At 40.8% G+C, this 19,463-nt stretch carries 16 protein-coding genes; 4 read left to right on the top strand and 12 right to left on the bottom strand.

Annotated elements, in window-relative coordinates:
• Nucleotides 1–11: 11 nt before the first annotated feature.
• The 5 genes from secF to queA all read right to left on the bottom strand — a co-directional run bounded on the left by secF (nt 12) and on the right by queA (nt 5,703).
• A complete protein-coding gene (secF, locus tag CIK00_RS18930; RefSeq protein WP_101770164.1) occupies nt 12–959 on the bottom strand; it encodes a protein translocase subunit SecF in 948 nt (315 codons plus the stop codon).
• 12 nt (nt 960–971) lie between these two features.
• Entirely contained in the window at nt 972–2,825 is a 1,854-nt protein-coding gene (gene secD / locus CIK00_RS18925) for a protein translocase subunit SecD (RefSeq protein ID WP_101770163.1), read from the bottom strand.
• Between the two features lie 36 nt (nt 2,826–2,861).
• The gene (gene yajC, locus CIK00_RS18920) at nt 2,862–3,200 is read right to left on the bottom strand and encodes a preprotein translocase subunit YajC (RefSeq protein WP_101770162.1); all 339 of its coding nucleotides are present in this window, start codon (nt 3,198–3,200) and stop codon (nt 2,862–2,864) included.
• A 26-nt stretch (nt 3,201–3,226) separates the two neighbouring features.
• Entirely contained in the window at nt 3,227–4,354 is a 1,128-nt protein-coding gene (tgt, locus tag CIK00_RS18915; RefSeq protein ID WP_101770161.1) for a tRNA guanosine(34) transglycosylase Tgt, read from the bottom strand.
• Nucleotides 4,355–4,650: 296 nt separating this feature from the next.
• Nucleotides 4,651–5,703 carry a tRNA preQ1(34) S-adenosylmethionine ribosyltransferase-isomerase QueA gene (queA, locus tag CIK00_RS18910; protein WP_101770160.1) on the bottom strand — a complete coding sequence of 351 codons (1,053 nt, stop codon included), beginning with the start codon at nt 5,701–5,703 and terminating at the stop codon, nt 4,651–4,653.
• 272 nt (nt 5,704–5,975) lie between these two features.
• Here queA and CIK00_RS18905 point away from each other — a divergent pair, with 272 nt between their 5' ends.
• A complete protein-coding gene (locus CIK00_RS18905; RefSeq protein WP_101770159.1) occupies nt 5,976–6,461 on the top strand; it encodes a CBS domain-containing protein in 486 nt (161 codons plus the stop codon).
• A gap of 61 nt (nt 6,462–6,522) precedes the next feature.
• Here the strand turns inward: CIK00_RS18905 and aceA are convergent, their stop codons facing one another.
• From aceA to CIK00_RS18890, 3 genes are all read right to left on the bottom strand, one after another.
• Nucleotides 6,523–7,830 (bottom strand): isocitrate lyase, encoded by a 1,308-nt coding sequence (gene aceA / locus CIK00_RS18900; protein ID WP_101770158.1) that lies wholly within the window; start codon nt 7,828–7,830, stop codon nt 6,523–6,525.
• 37 nt (nt 7,831–7,867) lie between these two features.
• Nucleotides 7,868–9,481 carry a malate synthase A gene (gene aceB / locus CIK00_RS18895; RefSeq protein WP_101770157.1) on the bottom strand — a complete coding sequence of 538 codons (1,614 nt, stop codon included), beginning with the start codon at nt 9,479–9,481 and terminating at the stop codon, nt 7,868–7,870.
• Nucleotides 9,482–10,171: 690 nt separating this feature from the next.
• A complete protein-coding gene (locus CIK00_RS18890) occupies nt 10,172–11,074 on the bottom strand; it encodes a hydrogen peroxide-inducible genes activator (protein WP_101770156.1) in 903 nt (300 codons plus the stop codon).
• A 131-nt stretch (nt 11,075–11,205) separates the two neighbouring features.
• Here CIK00_RS18890 and CIK00_RS18885 point away from each other — a divergent pair, with 131 nt between their 5' ends.
• Together CIK00_RS18885 and CIK00_RS18880 are read left to right on the top strand one after the other, a co-directional pair.
• Nucleotides 11,206–11,817, top strand: coding sequence for a peroxiredoxin C (locus tag CIK00_RS18885; RefSeq protein WP_101770155.1), 612 nt, complete (start codon nt 11,206–11,208; stop codon nt 11,815–11,817).
• A 238-nt stretch (nt 11,818–12,055) separates the two neighbouring features.
• Nucleotides 12,056–12,796, top strand: coding sequence for a copper homeostasis protein CutC (locus CIK00_RS18880; protein ID WP_101770154.1), 741 nt, complete (start codon nt 12,056–12,058; stop codon nt 12,794–12,796).
• Between the two features lie 121 nt (nt 12,797–12,917).
• On the opposite strand, the gene phoU is transcribed toward CIK00_RS18880, so the two are convergent.
• The 4 genes from phoU to CIK00_RS18860 are packed head-to-tail and all read right to left on the bottom strand — an operon-like array spanning nt 12,918 to nt 18,383.
• The gene (gene phoU, locus CIK00_RS18875) at nt 12,918–13,625 is read right to left on the bottom strand and encodes a phosphate signaling complex protein PhoU (RefSeq protein WP_045037146.1); all 708 of its coding nucleotides are present in this window, start codon (nt 13,623–13,625) and stop codon (nt 12,918–12,920) included.
• A gap of 11 nt (nt 13,626–13,636) precedes the next feature.
• Nucleotides 13,637–14,473, bottom strand: coding sequence for a phosphate ABC transporter ATP-binding protein PstB (gene pstB, locus CIK00_RS18870; RefSeq protein ID WP_181314829.1), 837 nt, complete (start codon nt 14,471–14,473; stop codon nt 13,637–13,639).
• A 29-nt stretch (nt 14,474–14,502) separates the two neighbouring features.
• The gene (gene pstA / locus CIK00_RS18865; protein WP_101770153.1) at nt 14,503–16,140 is read right to left on the bottom strand and encodes a phosphate ABC transporter permease PstA; all 1,638 of its coding nucleotides are present in this window, start codon (nt 16,138–16,140) and stop codon (nt 14,503–14,505) included.
• A gap of 14 nt (nt 16,141–16,154) precedes the next feature.
• Entirely contained in the window at nt 16,155–18,383 is a 2,229-nt protein-coding gene (locus CIK00_RS18860; protein WP_101770152.1) for an ABC transporter permease subunit, read from the bottom strand.
• Nucleotides 18,384–18,558: 175 nt separating this feature from the next.
• Between CIK00_RS18860 and CIK00_RS18855 the strand changes: the two genes are divergently transcribed.
• Entirely contained in the window at nt 18,559–19,065 is a 507-nt protein-coding gene (locus CIK00_RS18855; RefSeq protein ID WP_101770151.1) for a glycine cleavage system transcriptional repressor, read from the top strand.
• Nucleotides 19,066–19,463: the final 398 nt, after the last annotated feature.

Raw genomic sequence — 19,463 nt, 5'->3', positions numbered from 1 at the left:
ATGCGTTATCGTTAAGGCATAGCATCAAGTTCTTCGCCTTCTTTATCGATTGGCGTTGGCATTAAGTGCTCTCGGGTAATACCCAATTTAAGCGCTAACGCTGATGCCACATAGATTGAAGAATACGTACCGATAGTAATACCCAGCAATAAAGCTAATGCAAAACCTTGAATCATCGCACCGCCTTTTAAGAACAAAGCAATCACAACAAACAAGGTGGTACTGGAAGTAATTAATGTTCGACTTAATGTTTGAGAAAGTGAACAGTTCATAATTTCTCCAGCCGTTTGCTTACGCATCTTACGGAAGTTTTCTCGAATACGGTCAAACACCACGATGGTATCGTTAAGTGAGTAACCCACTACTGTTAGCAATGCTGCCACAATAGTTAAATCAACTTCAATTTGTAATATCGAAAAAATACCAACGGTAATGATAATGTCGTGTGCTAACGATAACACCGCACCAGCTGCTAGACGCCATTCAAAACGCACCGAGACATAAAGTAGAATACAAAGTAGTGCAATTAAAATTGCTAAGCCACCCGCTTCTGCCAATTCATCGCCCACATTAGGACCAACAAATTCCACTCGGCGCATTTCAACTTGCTGACCGGTTCCGGTTTTTAAAGCATCAATGATCTGGTTGCCCAGAACTTCGCCTTTAATACCATCACGAGGTTGTAGTCGTACCATAACATCGCGTGCAGTACCAAAATTCTGCACAATTGCATCGCCAAAACCTGACTCTGCTAATGATTCTCGAATTAATGGTAAATCCGCCGGATTTTTAAAGCTCACTTCAATTAGCGTACCGCCAGTAAAGTCTAAGCCCCAATTCAATCCTTTGGTTGATATTGTCGCAATAGAAGCAATAATCATCATTAACGAGAAAATAAACGCTAACTTTGACCAACGCATAAAGTCAGTAACTTTATCTGTATTCAATAATTGTTTCATTTATGCGTCCTCCTAAATTGACAACTTATCTACGCGTTTACCGCCATAGACTAAGTTAACCACAGCACGAGTACCGACAATCGCAGTAAACATCGACGTCAAAATACCGATCGATAATGTCACTGCAAAACCTTTAATTGCACCTGTGCCAACAGCAAACAAAATAATCGCTGTCATTAAGGTGGTGATATTGGCATCAGCAATGGTACTAAACGCATTGGCATAACCTTGTTGAATCGCTTGCTGAGGACTTCGCCCATCACGTAACTCTTCACGAATACGTTCAAAGATAAGCACGTTAGCATCAACGGCCATACCTACGGTTAATACAATCCCGGCAATACCTGGCAACGTCATGGTTGCACCAGGAATCATCGACATTATGCCAATAATTAACACTAGGTTCATCATCAATGCTAAGTTCGCGATCAAACCAAAACCACGGTAATACAATAAGGTAAATAGCATTACAGCGACCATGCCCCAGATACACGCCTGAATACCCATATCGATATTTTGTTGACCCATAGATGGACCAATGGTGCGCTCTTCAACAATTGAAATCGGTGCAATCAACGCACCTGCACGTAATAACAATGCAAGGTTGTGCGCTTCTGGCTGTGAATCAATACCTGTAATACGGAAGTTACGTCCAAGTGCCGTTTGAATGGTCGCTTGGTTAATCACTTCTTCGTGTTTTTCAAGAATGACTTTACCTTCAGAGCTACGATTACCGCTGTCTTTGTACTCAGTAAATATGGTGGCCATTAATTTGCCAACGTTATTACGTGAGAACGCCGTCATTTTGCTACCGCCTTCGGTATCAAGCGAAATATTCACCTGAGGACGTCCATATTCATCAGCACTTGATGTCGCATCTGTAATATGAGAACCCGCCAGAATAATACGCTTTTTCAATACCGCAGGACGACCATCACGGGTCATCTTAACTTCACTGCCCGCAGGAACTCGTCCCGCAGCAGCGGCCGCAAGATCAGCATTACTATCAACTTCACGGAACTCAAGCGTTGCTGTTGCACCTAAAATTTCTTTAGCACGCGCAGTATCTTGAACACCCGGTAGCTCAACCACAATCCGGTTAGCACCTTGGCGTTGTACTAATGGTTCGGCAACGCCTAATTCATTAACACGGTTACGTAAAATCGTAATATTTTGATCAACAGCATAATTACGAATTTCATGAAGGCGGGCTTCAGAGAAACTAGCGATTAATACAAAACGTCCTTTCGCGTCACTTTCAGTAAAGATCATATCGGGATGAAGAGGCTCTAATACCGCTTTTGCCTGCTCAAGTTGAGCGGCATCACGTAAACGTATAGAAACCGTTTCTTTACTTTTATCAATGGCACGATAACGAATTTTATCTTGGCGTAGTTCAGTTCTGAATGTTTCTTCTTGCTGACCTAATAGCTTTTCCATCGCTGCATCCATATCCACTTCCATAAGGAAATGAACACCACCACGCAAGTCTAAGCCAAGCTTCATCGGTGTAGCACCAATAGCTTCTAACCAAGAGGGTGTTGAGGGTGCAAGATTGAGTGCAACAATATATTTGTCGCCTAACTCACTATTAAGAATATCGCGGGCACTAATTTGAATATCAGTATCTTTAAAACGGACCAATATAGAGCCATTTTCAAATACAACTGATTTATAGGGGATATTGTTCTTTTTTAAATCTTCGGTGACAGTATCCAAAGCGGTCATAGTAACTGAGGCGCCACGCGCCCCAGTTATTTGAATCGCTGGATCTTCACCGTATACGTTGGGAAGTGCATAAAGCAAACCTATAATTAGCGCGAACAACACTAACAAGTTCTTCCACAGAGGGTATCGGTTAAGCACTGCTATGATCCTTCAAAGCGAATGTTTTTTATAGTCTTATAAAGACTTCATTGTGCCTTTTGGCAAAACGGCGGTAATGAAGTCTTTTTTAATAGTCACTTCAGTATTGTCGTTTAGCGCAATAACAATGTAATCACTTTCAGATGAAGACTTTGTAATACGACCTAAAAGACCACCATTTGTCATTACTTCATCGCCTTTACCCATCGAGCTCATTAGCGTTTTGTGTTCTTTAACACGCTTAGCTTGTGGACGGTAAATCATGAAGTAAAAAATTACAGCAAACAGACCCAGCATAATGAATAACTGGTATGGTGAACCACCTGCAGATGCACCTTCAGTTGCAGCATTTGCTTGAGAGATAAAAAAGCTCATTTATAACGTCCTCGATTTATTATGATTTATACAATTTGAAATGGTGGAACTTCACGATCACGACGCGCATAGAATTCTTCTACAAATGCATCGAAACGATCTTCGTCAATCGCTTTACGGATACTTGCCATCAAACGCTGGTAGTAACGTAAATTATGGATTGTATTTAAGCGTGCACCTAGAATTTCGTTACATTTATCTAGATGATACAAATACGCTTTTGAATAATTTTTACAAGTGTAACAGTCACACTCAGGATCTAGTGATGTAGTATCTATTTTATGTTTCGCATTACGGATCTTGATCACACCGCCAGTCACAAACAAGTGTGCATTTCGAGCATTTCGCGTCGGCATTACACAGTCAAACATGTCGATACCGCGACGTACACCTTCAACAAGATCTTCTGGCTTGCCGACACCCATAAGGTAACGGGGCTTGTCTGCTGGTAATTTTGGACAAGTATGCTCAAGAATACGGTGCATATCTTCTTTTGGCTCACCAACTGCCAAACCGCCAACCGCATAACCATCAAAACCAATGTTGGTTAAACCTTCAACTGAAACATCACGTAGATCTTCATATACACCACCTTGAACAATACCAAATAAGGCATTTTTATTTTCAAGTTCATTAAAGTGGTTACGACTACGCTGAGCCCAACGAAGAGACATCTCCATCGACTTCTTAGCTTCATCATGAGTCGCAGGGTATGGCGTACATTCGTCAAAGATCATCACGATATCAGAACCAAGATCTTTTTGAATTTCCATCGACTTTTCAGCGTCCATGAAAATTCTGTCACCGTTTACAGGGTTACGGAAATGTACGCCCTCTTCAGTGATTTTACGTAATGCACCCAGACTAAATACTTGGAAGCCACCTGAATCGGTTAGGATAGGGCCTTTCCATTGCATAAAGTCATGCAAGTCACCGTGCATCTTCATCACTTCTTGGCCAGGACGTAACCACAAGTGGAACGTATTACCAAGAATGATTTGTGCACCTGTTTCTGCAACTTCTTCAGGTGTCATGCCTTTAACAGTACCGTAAGTACCTACTGGCATAAATGCTGGCGTTTCCACCGTACCACGTTCAAACTGCAAGCGACCGCGACGTGCGCGACCTTGAGTTTTATCTAATTCAAATTTCACAAGACCTCCAAAAGCCAGAGAAACAATCTGACGATATTCCCATCATGGGATTAAGCCCCACAGGCTATTGCCTGATCAGCCACAAAAATAATGGCCGTTAATAACGGCCATTGTCGCTCACAACATTAGCGTTACTCTAAATAACCGTAACGATAAACTGGAGCAAAAAAGTATTTATTATGTTGTAAATGCTACAGAAATAAATTTATATCATATAGCAGAGACAACAAAGGCTGCAATTGTAACAAAAAGCAGCCTAAATACTTAATTTTTAATAAGTGTTAACGTTATCGATATCACACATTTTTACGGGTAATAAACATCGAGTCGCCATAACTAAAGAAACGATATTGATTAGCCACTGCTTGATGATAAGCATTCATGGTGTACTCATAACTAGCAAATGCACTCACTAGCATAATCAGTGTCGATTCAGGTAGATGGAAATTAGTAATTAATACATCTACTAACTGGAATTGATACCCAGGGAAAATAAAAATTTCCGTATCACCAAAGAAAGGTTTTAGCTCAGTGCCCTTCTGAATTGCATCTTGTGCTGCACTTTCTAGTGAGCGCACAGATGTCGTACCGACCGCAATGATACGACCGCCATTAGCGCGGGTTTCATTAACCGCAGTAACAACCTCTTCAGGCACTTCAACATATTCTGAATGCATGTGGTGATCGTTAATATCATCAACACGTACTGGCTGGAATGTTCCCGCACCAACATGCAAGGTCACAAATGCAAAATTAACGCCTTTCGCTTTTAGATCAGCCATCAGCTTCTCGTCAAAATGCAAGCCAGCCGTCGGTGCAGCCACCGCGCCAGGTTTAGCGTTATAAACCGTTTGGTAACGCTCTTTATCTGCATCTTCATCTGGACGATCTATGTATGGTGGTAATGGCATATGCCCCACCTGATCTAAAATCTCTAAGACGGTTTTATCGCTGTTAAAATGAATTTCAAATAACGTATCGTGGCGAGCAACCATTACCGCAGAAAACTCACCATGCTCACCTAGTAACAATTCCATACCAGGCTTTGGTGGTTTAGATGCGCGAACATGAGCAAGAATGGATTTATCATCCAGCATTCGCTCAACTAACACTTCAATTTTACCACCAGACGCTTTATGACCATACATACGCGCAGGAATAACACGGGTATTATTAAAAACCAATAAGTCCCCAGCCTCAACCAGATCTAACACATCTTTAAAACCTTTATGTGCTAATTCACCCGTATTGCCTGTCATATGTAGCAAACGACTCGCGGTACGCTCAGGTTGTGGATAGCGAGCAATTAGCTCATCTGGTAACTCAAAATCAAAATCAGAAACTTGCATCGTAATACGCCTTAAATAACAGCAAGCGAACATTATACTTAACTCCACCACAGATGCGAAACCCCGAAGCAATTAATGCCTATTTTCGATGCCACCATTGTTCCTAAATAATCTACGTTACCTTTATTGAGTCATAATAGATGATGTTTAATCATTACTAACATGTGAAATTTATGACCACTGTCATGGGATAATCTTCCATAATTCGCTACATTCAAAAGAGTCAATTACAAAATAATATCTTAGCGATTAGATAAAAGACGGAGGTTTCTATGTTTACTGTTGCCGATATGATGACACTAAAGCCGCATACATTGTCACGCAATGACACCTTATTTGATGCCAAAGAAATGATGCAAACCCAGTCTATTCGTCATATCCCCATTACTGACGATAATCATCACTTACTGGGATTAATTTCTCAACGAGATGTCCTTGCCGCTCAAGACTCTAATTTAAAATCCATTATCGCCAGTCACTCACATTCACCGTTAGAAGCTTTACTTGAACATTGCATGAACCGTAATATTTTTAGTGTCGATAGCCATGCTGGCCTTAAAGAAGCGGCACTGTATATGCAAAAACATCAAATCGGTTGTTTACCTGTGCTTGAAAATAAACAATTGGTGGGAATTATTACAAATAGTGATTTTGTTGCGATTGCAGTGACGTTACTAGAGATGCAAGATGAAGTAGATCCTATAGAACAAGACAACCTTGATGAACTTGGTGATATCGATATAGCCCGTGACTTATAACCGCCACTAAAAAGGGAGCATCATGCTCCCCTCGATAGATTAATTTCCGTAGATAATACGTTTACTTAAACTGTTCTTCTTCAGTTGATCCTGTTAAAGCCGTCACTGACGAATTACCACCTTGAATGGTGTTAGTCATAATATCAAAGTAACCCGTTCCTACTTCTTGCTGATGGGCAACAAAAGTATAACCTTTATCCGCCGCTTCAAATTCAGGACGTTGTACTTTTTCAACATAATGACGCATCCCTTCACCCTGTGCGTAAGCATGAGCAAGTTCAAACATGTTGAACCACATATTATGGATACCTGCCAAAGTAATAAACTGGTACTTATAACCCATGTTCGCTAATTCTTGTTGGAATTTAGCGATGGTTTCAGCATCAAGGTTCTTTTCCCAATTAAATGACGGTGAACAGTTATAAGCCAATAACTGATCAGGGTATTGCTCATGAATCGCTTCAGCAAATTTACGCGCTTCTTCTAAACACGGCTTAGCGGTTTCACACCAAATTAAATCCGCATAAGGTGCATACGCCAAACCACGCGAAATAGCCTGATCAATCCCTGCGCGAACACGATAAAAACCTTCGGCTGAGCGATCGCCAATAATAAAATCTTTATCATATAAATCACAATCAGACGTTAACAGATCTGCCGCATTCGCATCAGTACGTGCAATCACTAACGTTGTCGTTCCCGCCACATCAGCAGCTAAACGTGCCGCCACTAACTTTTGCACCGCTTCTTGGGTTGGAACTAATACTTTACCGCCCATATGACCACATTTTTTCACTGATGCTAATTGATCTTCAAAGTGAACCCCAGCGGCACCGGCTTCAATCATATTACGCATTAATTCATACGCATTTAGCACCCCACCAAAACCCGCTTCTGCATCAGCGACAATCGGCAAGAAATAGTCAATCCCATCCGCGGGTGAGCCACCATTAGACCATTGAATTTGATCTGCACGACGAAACGAATTATTAATACGTTTTACAACCGCAGGTACTGAATCTACTGGGTATAAAGACTGATCAGGGTACATTGCTGAGGCGGTATTATTATCTGCCGCAACTTGCCAACCCGATAAATAAATCGCTTCAATACCCGCTTTTGCTTGCTGAACAGCTTGTCCCCCCGTCAAAGCACCGAGACAGTTAACATAGCCTTTTTTAGCACTACCATTAACCAGTTCCCATAATTTTTCAGCACCACGTTGAGCAATAGTATGTTCAGGAATAAACGAACCACGAAGATTAACCACCTCTTCTGCGGTATAAGTACGCTTGACGTGTTTCCAGCGTGGATTTTCAGCCCAATCTTGTTCTAGGGCAGCAATTTGTTGTTGGCGAGTTAATGTCATTATAATATCCCTCTAATCACTTGGCGGTAATCCGTTATTACACTAAATAGTCATAACCTTTTAAGGTCAGGAAGTTGTCTAACTCATCACTAGTGGCTAAGTGCGACATTAAATAGGTAGCCTCATCAAAACGTCCATTTTCAATTCGCTCTTGCCCTAACTCTTGTTGCAATACTTGCATTTCTTCAGTCAACATTTGTGCAAATAATGCTTTGGTAACTACTTGACCATTGGATAACGTTTTACCGTGTTTTATCCATTGCCAAATTGACGCTCGTGCAATTTCAGCGGTTGCCGCATCTTCCATCAAGCCATAGATAGGCACACAACCATTACCCGAAATCCACGCTTCAATGTATCGCACAGCCACTCGAATATTATGTCGCATACCCGCTTCTGTTCGCTCTCCATCACAAGGGGCTAATAATTCAGCCGCTGTAATTGGCGCATCGTCTTCTCGACTAACATTCAATTGATTAACACGTTGATCGAGTACATCATCAAAAATAGCGCGCGCAGTATCGGCTAATCCTGGATGCGCAACCCATGTGCCATCGTGACCATTATTTGCCTCAAGCGCTTTATCCGTTTGAATCTTATTTAATACCCATGCTTGTTGCTTGGGATCTTTTGCTGGAATAAATGCCGCCATACCGCCCATTGCTAATGCCCCACGACGATGACAAGTACGGACTAATAACCGTGAATAAGCATTAAGAAATGGTTTTTCCATGGTCACCACTTGGCGATCAGGTAAAATACGATCAGGAAAATTACGTAAGGTTTTTATATAGCTAAAAATATAATCCCAACGACCACAATTAAGGCCAACAATATGTTCTTTAAGATTGAACAGTATTTCATCCATCTCAAATGCAGCAGGTAAGGTTTCAATCAATACCGTCGCTTTAATAGTACCGCGCGTTAAACCAAATTGGTCTTCAGTAAAACTAAAGACATCACTCCACCATGCTGCTTCTCGAGCAGATTGTAATTTGGGTAAATAGAAATATGGGCCACTGCCTTTGGCTAATAACGCTTGGTGGTTCAAATAAAAATACAAAGCAAAATCAAGTAATGCGCCAGGAATAGGCTGACCATTCCATAATAAATTTTTCTCAAGTAAATGCAGACCACGGACACGACAAATCAATACCGCAGGATCATCATCAAGTTGATATAACTTGCCTGTTTTAGGATGGGTATAACTGATAGTGCCATTAACTGCGTCACGTAAGTTTTGATGACCATCAATAATCGCATTCCAAGTCGGTGAAAACGAATCTTCAAAGTCAGCCATGAATACTTTTACATTGGCATTTAATGCGTTAATCACCATTTTACGATCGACAGGGCCAGTAATTTCAACGCGACGATCTTGCAAGTCATGGGGAATATTTTGTATTTTCCACTCAGACTCTCTGATGCAACGCGTCTCCGGTGAAAAGTCAGGTAGTTGACCACGATCAATCGCTAATTGCTGCAATTCACGGGCCTCTAACAATAACGGTACTCGTTCAGCAAAACGTTCAACTAACTGCGCAATAAACAATAATGCATCGGTGGTTAAAATTTGCTGTTGTTGTTCCGTCAACGGTTGCTGCAGTAATAACTGAGAATGATCGTTTGCTTGAATGGCTGTATCTATCATATGCGCCTCCAGCATGTAACTTAATCACTACTTTTATCAATAACAAAAGCAATGATTTCCTGTTGAATTATTTTAAGCGTATGTTTACGTTGCCGTAACCTTGCTTGGAATGCAAATAATACTGATTTATTCCATTACAAAATAAAAATAAAAATCGTTTAAATTCAATTAATTAAAAAAGCATAACCACTATGTAATATACTTAATTCCTAATATTATTAGCCATTAACTCGGAATTTAGATTTATTGAAAAATAATGCTTTTTTGTATGCAGTTACGTAATTAAATTACACTAAACCTGTTTTTCGCCATTATTTGAAAATAGTTTAAAGATAAATGTCCCGATACATTTTAGCTGTAACATTATGATTAATAAACAATTAATTAGAATAAAACAACAAGATTAAATAAATAAAATAATCGAATAACAATACAAACAAATGCCTAATTTGTAAGAAGAAATATATTAAATCAACAAAACAGTAAGTTATAGATAATTCACTCGATAATAGAATATGTTAATTATTTGATAACAATTAACATATTCAACTAAAAACCACTAAAAATAACAACTATCAATATTAAAGATAATAAAAAAGCCTGAACAATCATAATAAGTACGCAGATATTACAACGTCTTATTATGAATAATTTCAGGCTTATTATGCCACCAGCAACAATTAAATATATTTACAATAAACTTTTAACGATATCACCTAACTTTTCAAAGGTAGCAGTACGGCTTGACGTTGGTCGCCATACTAAACCAATTTCACGATAAGCATCTTTACCTGGTGGCTCAATAACGACCAAATTTTGGTTCTCTAAGATGCCATGTTTAATTGCCATCTGTGGAATAAAAGTCATGCCTAAGCCATTAGCAACCATTTGTACAACAGTGTGTAAACTCGTGGCTGTAAATGGATTAATTTTCTCTTTCGCCGTCAATTGACATGCCGATACCGCATGCTCAGTTAAACAATGTTCTTTCTCTAATAAAAACACAGATTTATCAGGCAAGTCGGCATAATGTAGCGGCATCGTTACTGAAGATGCTTGTTGTTTACTGATCACCATCTTAAACGCATCACGCCCGACAACTTTACTTGCCATCCCATGAATATCAACAGGTAATGCTAAAATTAGCACATCCATTTCACCATGTTGCAGCGCTGCTAATAAGTTGGTAGTGGTATCTTCACGTAATAATAAATTGAGCTTAGGATATAGCACATTCACCTGCTGTACTAAACCACACAGCAAAAATGGCGCTATAGTAGGAATACAACCAACCCTTAGTGGCCCTTCCATACCATCACCACAACAACGAGAAAGCTCTACCAAATCGCGGCTGCACGCTAATAACTCTCGTGCTCTTTCTACCACTTGTTCTCCCATTGAGGTAAACACTAAGGTTTTAGCCTTTGTATCCCGTTCGACAAGATGGCAGTCAAGTAACATCTCAAGATTTTGAATACCAGAGCTTAGTGTCGACTGGCTCACAAAACACCGTTTAGCCGCTTCGCCAAAATGGTGTGTTTCCGATAGAGTAACTAAATAATGTAGCTGTTTAAGTGATGGAAATTTATTCATCGTATTTTTCGATTACTTTAATCTGTTTATTCCGCTTTTTTCAATTTAACAGTTTAGCTATAGTTTGTCTCGTCCAAGTATGGAGCCCGCCTAAAAAGGTTGGCAAACCCCGATATTTAAGGAGCACCAAAATGGTACTAGTAGGTCGTCAAGCACCAGATTTTACTGCTGCAGCTGTTCTAGGTAACGGCGAAATCGTTGATACATTCAACTTTGCAGAATTTACTAAAGGTAAAAAAGCAGTAGTTTTCTTTTACCCACTAGACTTCACTTTCGTATGCCCATCTGAGCTTATTGCTTTTGATAAACGCTTTGAAGATTTCCAAGCGAAGGGTGTAGAAATTATTGGTGTTTCAATTGATTCACAGTTCTCGCACAACGCATGGCGTAACACTGCTATTAAAGATGGCGGTATCGGTCAAGTTAAATACCCACTAGTTGCTGATATTAAGCACGAAATCTGTAAAGCTTACGATGTTGAGCATCCAGAAGCGGGTGTTGCTTTCCGTGGTTCTTTCCTTATCGATGAAGACGGCATGGTTCGTCATCAAGTAGTTAACGACTTACCATTAGGTCGTAACATCGATGAAATGCTACGTATGGTTGATGCATTGAACTTCCACCAGAAGCATGGCGAAGTATGTCCTGCACAGTGGGAAGAAGGTAAAGCAGGTATGGACGCATCACCAAAAGGTGTAGCGGACTACCTATCTGAGCACACTGCAGACTTAGGTAAAAAATAATTACCTACTAACACCATGCTCACGGTGTTATGAATTGCATTAGTGCTACATAGAGCCAAAGTCAGCTCAAATAAAAATAGAATGAGGCCCGGAATATACCGGGCCCTTTTTTTATCTCGCGTTTTACCTCGTTATTTCATTTTCAACCAACCGCACATTATCAATCACCGCTGTTCGCCCCCTCTGCAATAATCTTCTACACTAAATACCCTCTTAAATACCATACTGTTAATAATCAATGACTATTCAACTTGAAGTTTGTATCGATAATCTTGAATCGCTTCATAATGCGCAACAAGCGGGTGCAACCCGTATCGAACTGTGCTCATCGTTAGCGCTCGGTGGACTCACACCTAGCGCTGGGTTTATGTCTGCCGCCGCTAAATATGCCACCATTCCTGTTTATGCGATGATTCGCCCGCGCCAAGGTGATTTTTTATTCAGCAGTGACGATGTTGAAATAATGCTGGCAGATATTTTTGCGGCTAAACAAGCGGGATTACAAGGCGTGGTTGTTGGTGTATTAACCGCACATGGCTTAGTGGATAACGACATTCTTACGAGTCTCGTTAAACAAGCCCAAGGAATGGGGATCACCTTTCATCGCGCCATCGATCAATGTGCTAAGCCAATGGCAGCACTCGATACGATTATGGCGGCAGGCTGTGAACGCATTCTCACATCAGGTTTACAAGCCAATGCTTATGACGGTATTGGCATGATTAACCAAATGCATCAACACTGTGGTAATCATTTGAAAATTATGGCGGGCGCGGGCGTCAATAGTCATAACGTGCGTGACATCATTGCTCGAACCGGCATTAATGAGATCCACCTGTCAGGTAAAACCACGCGTCCAAGTCATATGATTATGGTAGCGAAACAAGCGCATATGGGTAGCGCTGATATTGACGATTTCGCCATTCCAATCACGGGAATCGCAAATATAGCGGCAGTGGTGGCTCAACTTAAGCTGTGATAATCATTGCCACCACAAACAAAAACGGGACGTATCATCTTATTTAAGATCATCACGTCCCTTTTTATTTTTACGATATCGCTTAATTTTAGTGTCGCTACAACATAAGCAATATTTGTTGCTAAAGCATATTTTTAATATCTTCAGGGTTAGTGTGGCGAATATCTTTGCCCTGTACAAAATAGATAATATATTCACAAATATTTTGGCAGCGATCCCCCACCCGTTCAATGGAACGCGCAGCCCACATTACCTTCATCACATTCGGTATTGAATTAGGATCTTCCATCATATAAGTCATTAATTGCCGTATGATCGCTTCATATTCACGATCAATACGATCATCTTCTTGATACACTTCAATTGCCGCTTTTACATCCATTCGGGCAAAAGCATCTAAGGTTTCGTGCAACATTCGCACCGCGTGTTGGCCTAACGATTCCAGTGAAACTAATAAGTTATATTGCTTATTGGTGAAATTTTCCGACGCCACTTTTGCAATACTTTCAGCAACATCACCAATCCGCTCTAAATCAGTAATGGTTTTAATAATCGCAATCACTAACCGTAAATCACTGGCTGTCGGCTGACGCTTGGCAATGATACGCGTGCAAGCTTCATCAATGGCCACTTCCATCGCATTGACTTTATGATCGTCTCTAATAACTCTTTTGGCTAATTCTTCATTTTGTTTATGTAATGCTTTTAAGCTATCTGCTAACTGCTGTTCAACCAAGCCACCCATGGCTAACACATGGGTTCGAATACTTTCTAATTCATGATTGAACTGACCTGAAATATGACGGCCAAGGCTAATTGTATTTAACATGCTGTCGGTCCTTAACCATAACGCCCTGTAATATAATCCTCAGTACGTTTTTCTTTGGGAGTGGTAAATATATCATTGGTACTGGTATATTCCACTAGCTCACCCATATGCATAAAAGCGGTTTGATCGGAAACTCGCGCCGCTTGCTGCATATTATGAGTGACGATGATAACGGTATATTTTGCTTTAAGCTCATTAATCAACTCTTCAATGGTTAAGGTTGATATCGGATCCAAGGCTGATGTTGGCTCATCTAATAATAAAATCTCAGGTTCAATCGCTATTGCCCGCGCGATCACTAATCGTTGTTGCTGACCGCCTGACAAACCAAATGCATTCTCATGCAACCGCCCTTTTACTTCATCCCACAATGCCGCTGAACGCAGTGAACTTTCAACCGCATCATCAAGCACGCGGCGATCGTTGATCCCTTGCAATCGCAGTCCGTAAACAACATTTTCATAGATTGATTTAGGAAAAGGATTGGGACGCTGAAATACCATTCCAACTTGACGCCGCAGCGCTGCAACATCAACCTTTTTATCATACACATTCTGACCATGAAGCATGACTTTACCGTCAATATGACAGCCATCAATCAGATCATTCATGCGATTAATACAGCTCAATAACGTTGATTTACCACACCCTGAAGGACCAATAAATGCAGTAACTTGGCCTTTAGCAATCCGCATGTTGATATCAAATAATGCCTGCGTTTGACCATAATGGAGGTTTAAACCTTCTATCGACAATGCGGTTTTATCTTCGGCTAATAGCGATAAATCTAATGGCTCAAATAACCCCATTGGTGGGTGGTCAGTAAAGAGCGAACGATCGTTATACATAGTTGTTCTCATCTTATTGATATTTAGGGTTATTGCTCTAAAGCGCGGAATTTTTCCCGAAGGTGATTACGAATCGCAATAGCCGTTAAGTTTAAACTAATAATAACCGTGACTAATAGAAACGAGGTTGCGTACACTAATGGCCGCGCAGCTTCAACATTAGGACTTTGAAAGGCAACATCATACACATGAAATCCTAAGTTCATGAATTTTCTATCTAAGTGTACATATGGAAAATGCATATCTAGCGGCAAGGTCGGGGCCATTTTCACTACCCCCACCAGCATTAATGGCGCTACTTCTCCTGCCGCCCGTGCAACAGCAAGAATCAATCCAGTCATGATAGCTGGGCTCGCCATCGGCAATACAATCCGCCATAAGGTTTCCGCTTGTGTCGCGCCAAGTGCTAACGAACCATTACGTACTGAACTTGGAATACGGGCTAACCCTTCTTCGGTTGACACAATAACTACCGGTAAAGTCATGATAGCGAGTGTTAATGCCGACCATAAAATGCCCGGTGTACCAAAGGTCGGGGTCGGCAATTGAGCAGAGAAGAACACATCATCAATAGTGCCGCCAACCATATAGACAAAGAAGCCTAATCCAAACACACCATACACAATTGACGGTACGCCCGCGAGATTGATCACGGCAATACGAATTAAATTTGTAAACCGATTATTACTGGCATATTCATGTAAATAAACCGCAGCAAGTACCCCTAATGGTGTCACCATGATACTCATTAATAACACCATAAACACCGTACCAAAGATGGCTGGAAACACACCGCCTTCGGTATTTGCTTCACGTGGTGCTTCAGATAAAAACTTATAAACTTGATGGCCCCAATGTTGTACTTTTTCAAGCCACGACAAATTATTGGGTTGCCACATATCCAACACTTGCATCATCGGAATCGTAACATTAGCGCCACTTTGATCGCGTAACACTAGCGCGTCAGTGTCTAATTGCCCTTGTAATGCAAATAGTCGATTTTCAATGTTTTTATAAATCGTATTGTAATTGGCTTGCTCACGATCGATACGTTGTCCATCCGCCACCGTGAGCTTACCGCGTAATTCTAAGCGGCGTTTTTCAATGCGTAACCGTTCTAAATGCCAGTTAATATTGGCAATCTCATTATTTTGTAAAGATCGCAATTCCGAACGGACTTTATTGGCTTGTGCTAACGCCACCGTAAGTTGAGATAACGGTTGAGGTTCACCGCCTTCAATTACACTGACTGGGTAGCCATAGAACTTACCATTACTTTCACGATCAACCACCGCAATATTATTGGCGATTTGTTGATGAATGATTTGAGTGCTTAATACGGTTAAGAAATCGAGTGTACCCTGACCACGATTACCGGTTTTAATTAAATAACGCGGCACACTGTCTTCAGTAAATTGACTAACATCGACACCCGCATCTGCCAATTGATCTACCGGTACCATGGTACGTTGATAGAGTTCACCAATAACGACTTGCGGTTTACCATTGATATTAACATCAAACTGATACACGGGTGCGGGCCAAAAATAACTCAAGCCTTTATAGCCAATTAATAACAATAAACCGAGTACAGCAACCAAGCTCAAGCTGACGGCACCCGCGGTTAACCAAATCCATGGCGAACCAGATTTAAACCATTTAATCATTGCTGTATCACTTATTATAACGAACTGTATTTTGCACGTAGTCGTTGACGAACAACTTCAGCAATCGTATTAAATACAAAGGTAAATACAAACAGTACAAAGGCGGCCAGGAATAACACTCGATAATGCGAGCTACCCACTTCTGATTCGGGCATTTCAATAGCGATGGTGGCTGCTAAAGTACGTAACCCTTGCAGTAAGTTCCAATCCATAACAGGGGTGTTACCCGTTGCCATTAATACAATCATGGTTTCACCGACTGCGCGCCCAAGTCCCATCATGATCGCAGAAAAAATACCGGGGCTAGCAGTGAGTAACACCACTTTGGTTAAAGTCTGCCATTGGGTTGCCCCTAAAGCTAATGAGCCTTTGGTCAAATGCGCTGGCACCGAGAAAATAGCATCTTCGGCAATAGTAAAAATCGTCGGAATAACCGCAAACCCCATCGCGATACCAACAATAAGCGCATTACGCTGATCATAACCGATACCTAAATGGTTATTTAAATAGCCTTGTAAATCACCATTAAAAAACTGCGTTTCAATCCACGGGCTTAAACCAAAACAACCATAGGTTACCGCTATAATCACCGGGATTAACAAGGCAATATGAAAACCATTGGGAACACGTGATCGCCATTGTCCGGGCAACATTGACCAACTCCAACCAACGACAATAATAGCCAACGGTAACAACACAATTCCAAGCGCTATGCCTGCTAAATATTGCTCAACAATAGGCGCTAACCATACTCCCGCTAGAAATCCCAAAATAACGGTAGGTAAGGCTTCCATCAATTCAACCGTGGGTTTGATCACCCTTCTGACTTTATTTGACATAAAATAAGCAGTATAAATCGCGCCAGCCAATGCTAATGGAATCGCAAAAAACATCGAATAAACCGCCGCTTTCAGCGTCCCAAACACGATCGGCACTAAGCTTAATTTCGGCTCAAATTCATCACTGGCAGAGGTGGATTGCCATACATAATCAGGTTCGGCATAACCTTCATACCATACTTTTTGTAATAACGATGATAACCCAATATCAGGATGCGCATTTTTAACTTGGTAACTCTGCAATTGCCCATTATCGAGCGTTACTAATAAATTCGCTTTGGGAGAAATGGCAATATCAGTCGGTACTTTAGTGAAGACTTTATCTTTGTATATAACTTTACGCTCAGCAGTGTAATAAGCCGAGGTCGTGCCGTCTTTCTGAATCGCAAAAAAGCCTTTACGGTAATATTCAGGCACAATTTTAACTAATGGGCTGGCCGAAAAATGAAACGTTCTGACACTGATTAACTGACGCTTTCCTTGTTTTACCACTTCAAACCATTGCGAAATCGTATTATCAGAATTGGTAATCAATAATGAATTTGCGCCAGACAACAGGGTAATCGATACTGGCTTACTGTTACCTGTAGCAATATTTTCAATTTTACGCAGAAAAGCCGTGTTAGCGGTTAACTTATATAAATATAAATTGGATCCACTCAACACATACAGCGTCTTACCATCTGGGGTTAATTGAAAATCATCAATTTTAGCGGGGGTATTAGTAATATCAAACCGCTGCTGTTGCCATCCATTCGCCCGTTGCACCACATTTTCGGGCAGTAATAAGCTCAACCCATAAAGTTGATTAGTCGCCGTTTTACCGACCACAATAGTACGATCATCACGCCCAGAAATAGCTAATTGCGTGATGGTCTCTCCTGCGGGAGCAAGTGCTAATGGCGTTTGACCAAAAGGATATTGAATGCTGGGTTGTAAGTGCTTATTTGCCTCAGAAAAAGTAAGGGCAAACGCAGGTTTAACGATCTTAACCTGTCCTTGTGCCGTAGCATAAGCCACCATATCATCACGCGGCAAACTCACCGCATACGCAGTCGGATTTTTAATGATCGTCTGTTGTTTTAGTATGGTTGCTGATGGCGATGGTGAGTGTAGATCGACAAAAATAACCTTACCATCGTGACTAAAACGATAAGCAATCTTATTACTGTCATCAACCCCTAACAACGCTGTTTTGCTGGTTACAGATAATGATAAGTGCTGTTTAGGATTAACAGCAACAGATGAGAAAATAGGCACAATCACATACAGTAAATAAAAGAAAATCAGCATCAAGGTGATCAAAACAAAAATACCACCCGCCGTCACGCCGACGCGAGTTAATTGATCTTTACCTCGACGAAAACGATTTTCTTTCCTTAGTAATGTGCTGGCGTTTGCCATTATGACCTCTAACCTATTTATACGCTCAAAAGTGTATTGCTATTTAATGACAGATTTATGACAAAGACCATTGTGATGATGATTTGAGTTGGCTAAACCGTATTTTACAGCCATGCTTAAAAACAACCACTCTAATAAACACCATCATCATGTTATAGCGACAAGGACTGACCTAATGAAACAACTGATTGTGACCATTATAGGTAAAGACAAACCAGGGCTTGTAGAGCAGTTATCCGATACCGTCTACTTTAATCATGCCAATTGGCTCAGCAGTTCACTTAGCCAACTTGGCGGGCAGTTTGCAGGAATAATACAAATAGACGTTGCAACAGAACACTTTCAATTACTTCGCAAAGCATTAACTGACATTGAAGCATTACACATTCACATCGTAGAAGATCACACTCAAACCGTGACCGCTTATGTCACTCAACAGCTTACCGTAACAGGTAATGATCGTCGGGGCATAGTAAAAGAAGTAACACGCCATTTAGCCCAACTTGGCGTCAATATTGCCAAACTTAAAACCAACACCCAAAGCGCACCTAACTGGGGCTACCCTATTTTTGTGGCTGAATTTCAGTTACACACTCCCCTTGAAATCAGTGCAGCCATGATTCAACAACAATTAGAACAGTTAGCTGATGATTTAACTGTCGATATTGAAACACTTAGCTAAATCAATTAGATGGCGCACATTAAAACAATGTAGCGCGAATCGTGCTGCTTTAACATGCCATGGTAAACATCTGTGATAAATAAGAACATTTAACCATGCTACACAATGTCGGTTTTACGCTGTTTTAATAACAATTAAGAGTAACCGCGCTGTTGGCTGATTTCATTACACTTTTAACAAAATAGACATGTTCTATTTTGGCTATTCTAGCGGATGAAAACATATTAAAACGAGGCTTATAACCTCGATTTTAAATGAAGCTCATTAGCGTTGTTTTCTCTCTTTTAAAATGTCCTCATTATTCCCCGATTAAAATGTCTCCTTTTAAGGTAGTTCATTGTGGTGAAATTGGGGTTATAGAGTAGGGAAGTCAGGGCTTTTTTCTGGTGCTGGGTTTA

It is taken from the genome of Photobacterium carnosum, assembly GCF_002849605.1.
GTDB classification, from domain to species: Bacteria; Pseudomonadota; Gammaproteobacteria; order Enterobacterales; family Vibrionaceae; genus Photobacterium; species Photobacterium carnosum.
The sequence above is the reverse complement of the archived record's forward strand: the minus strand, read 5'-3'. Positions and strand labels throughout refer to the sequence as shown.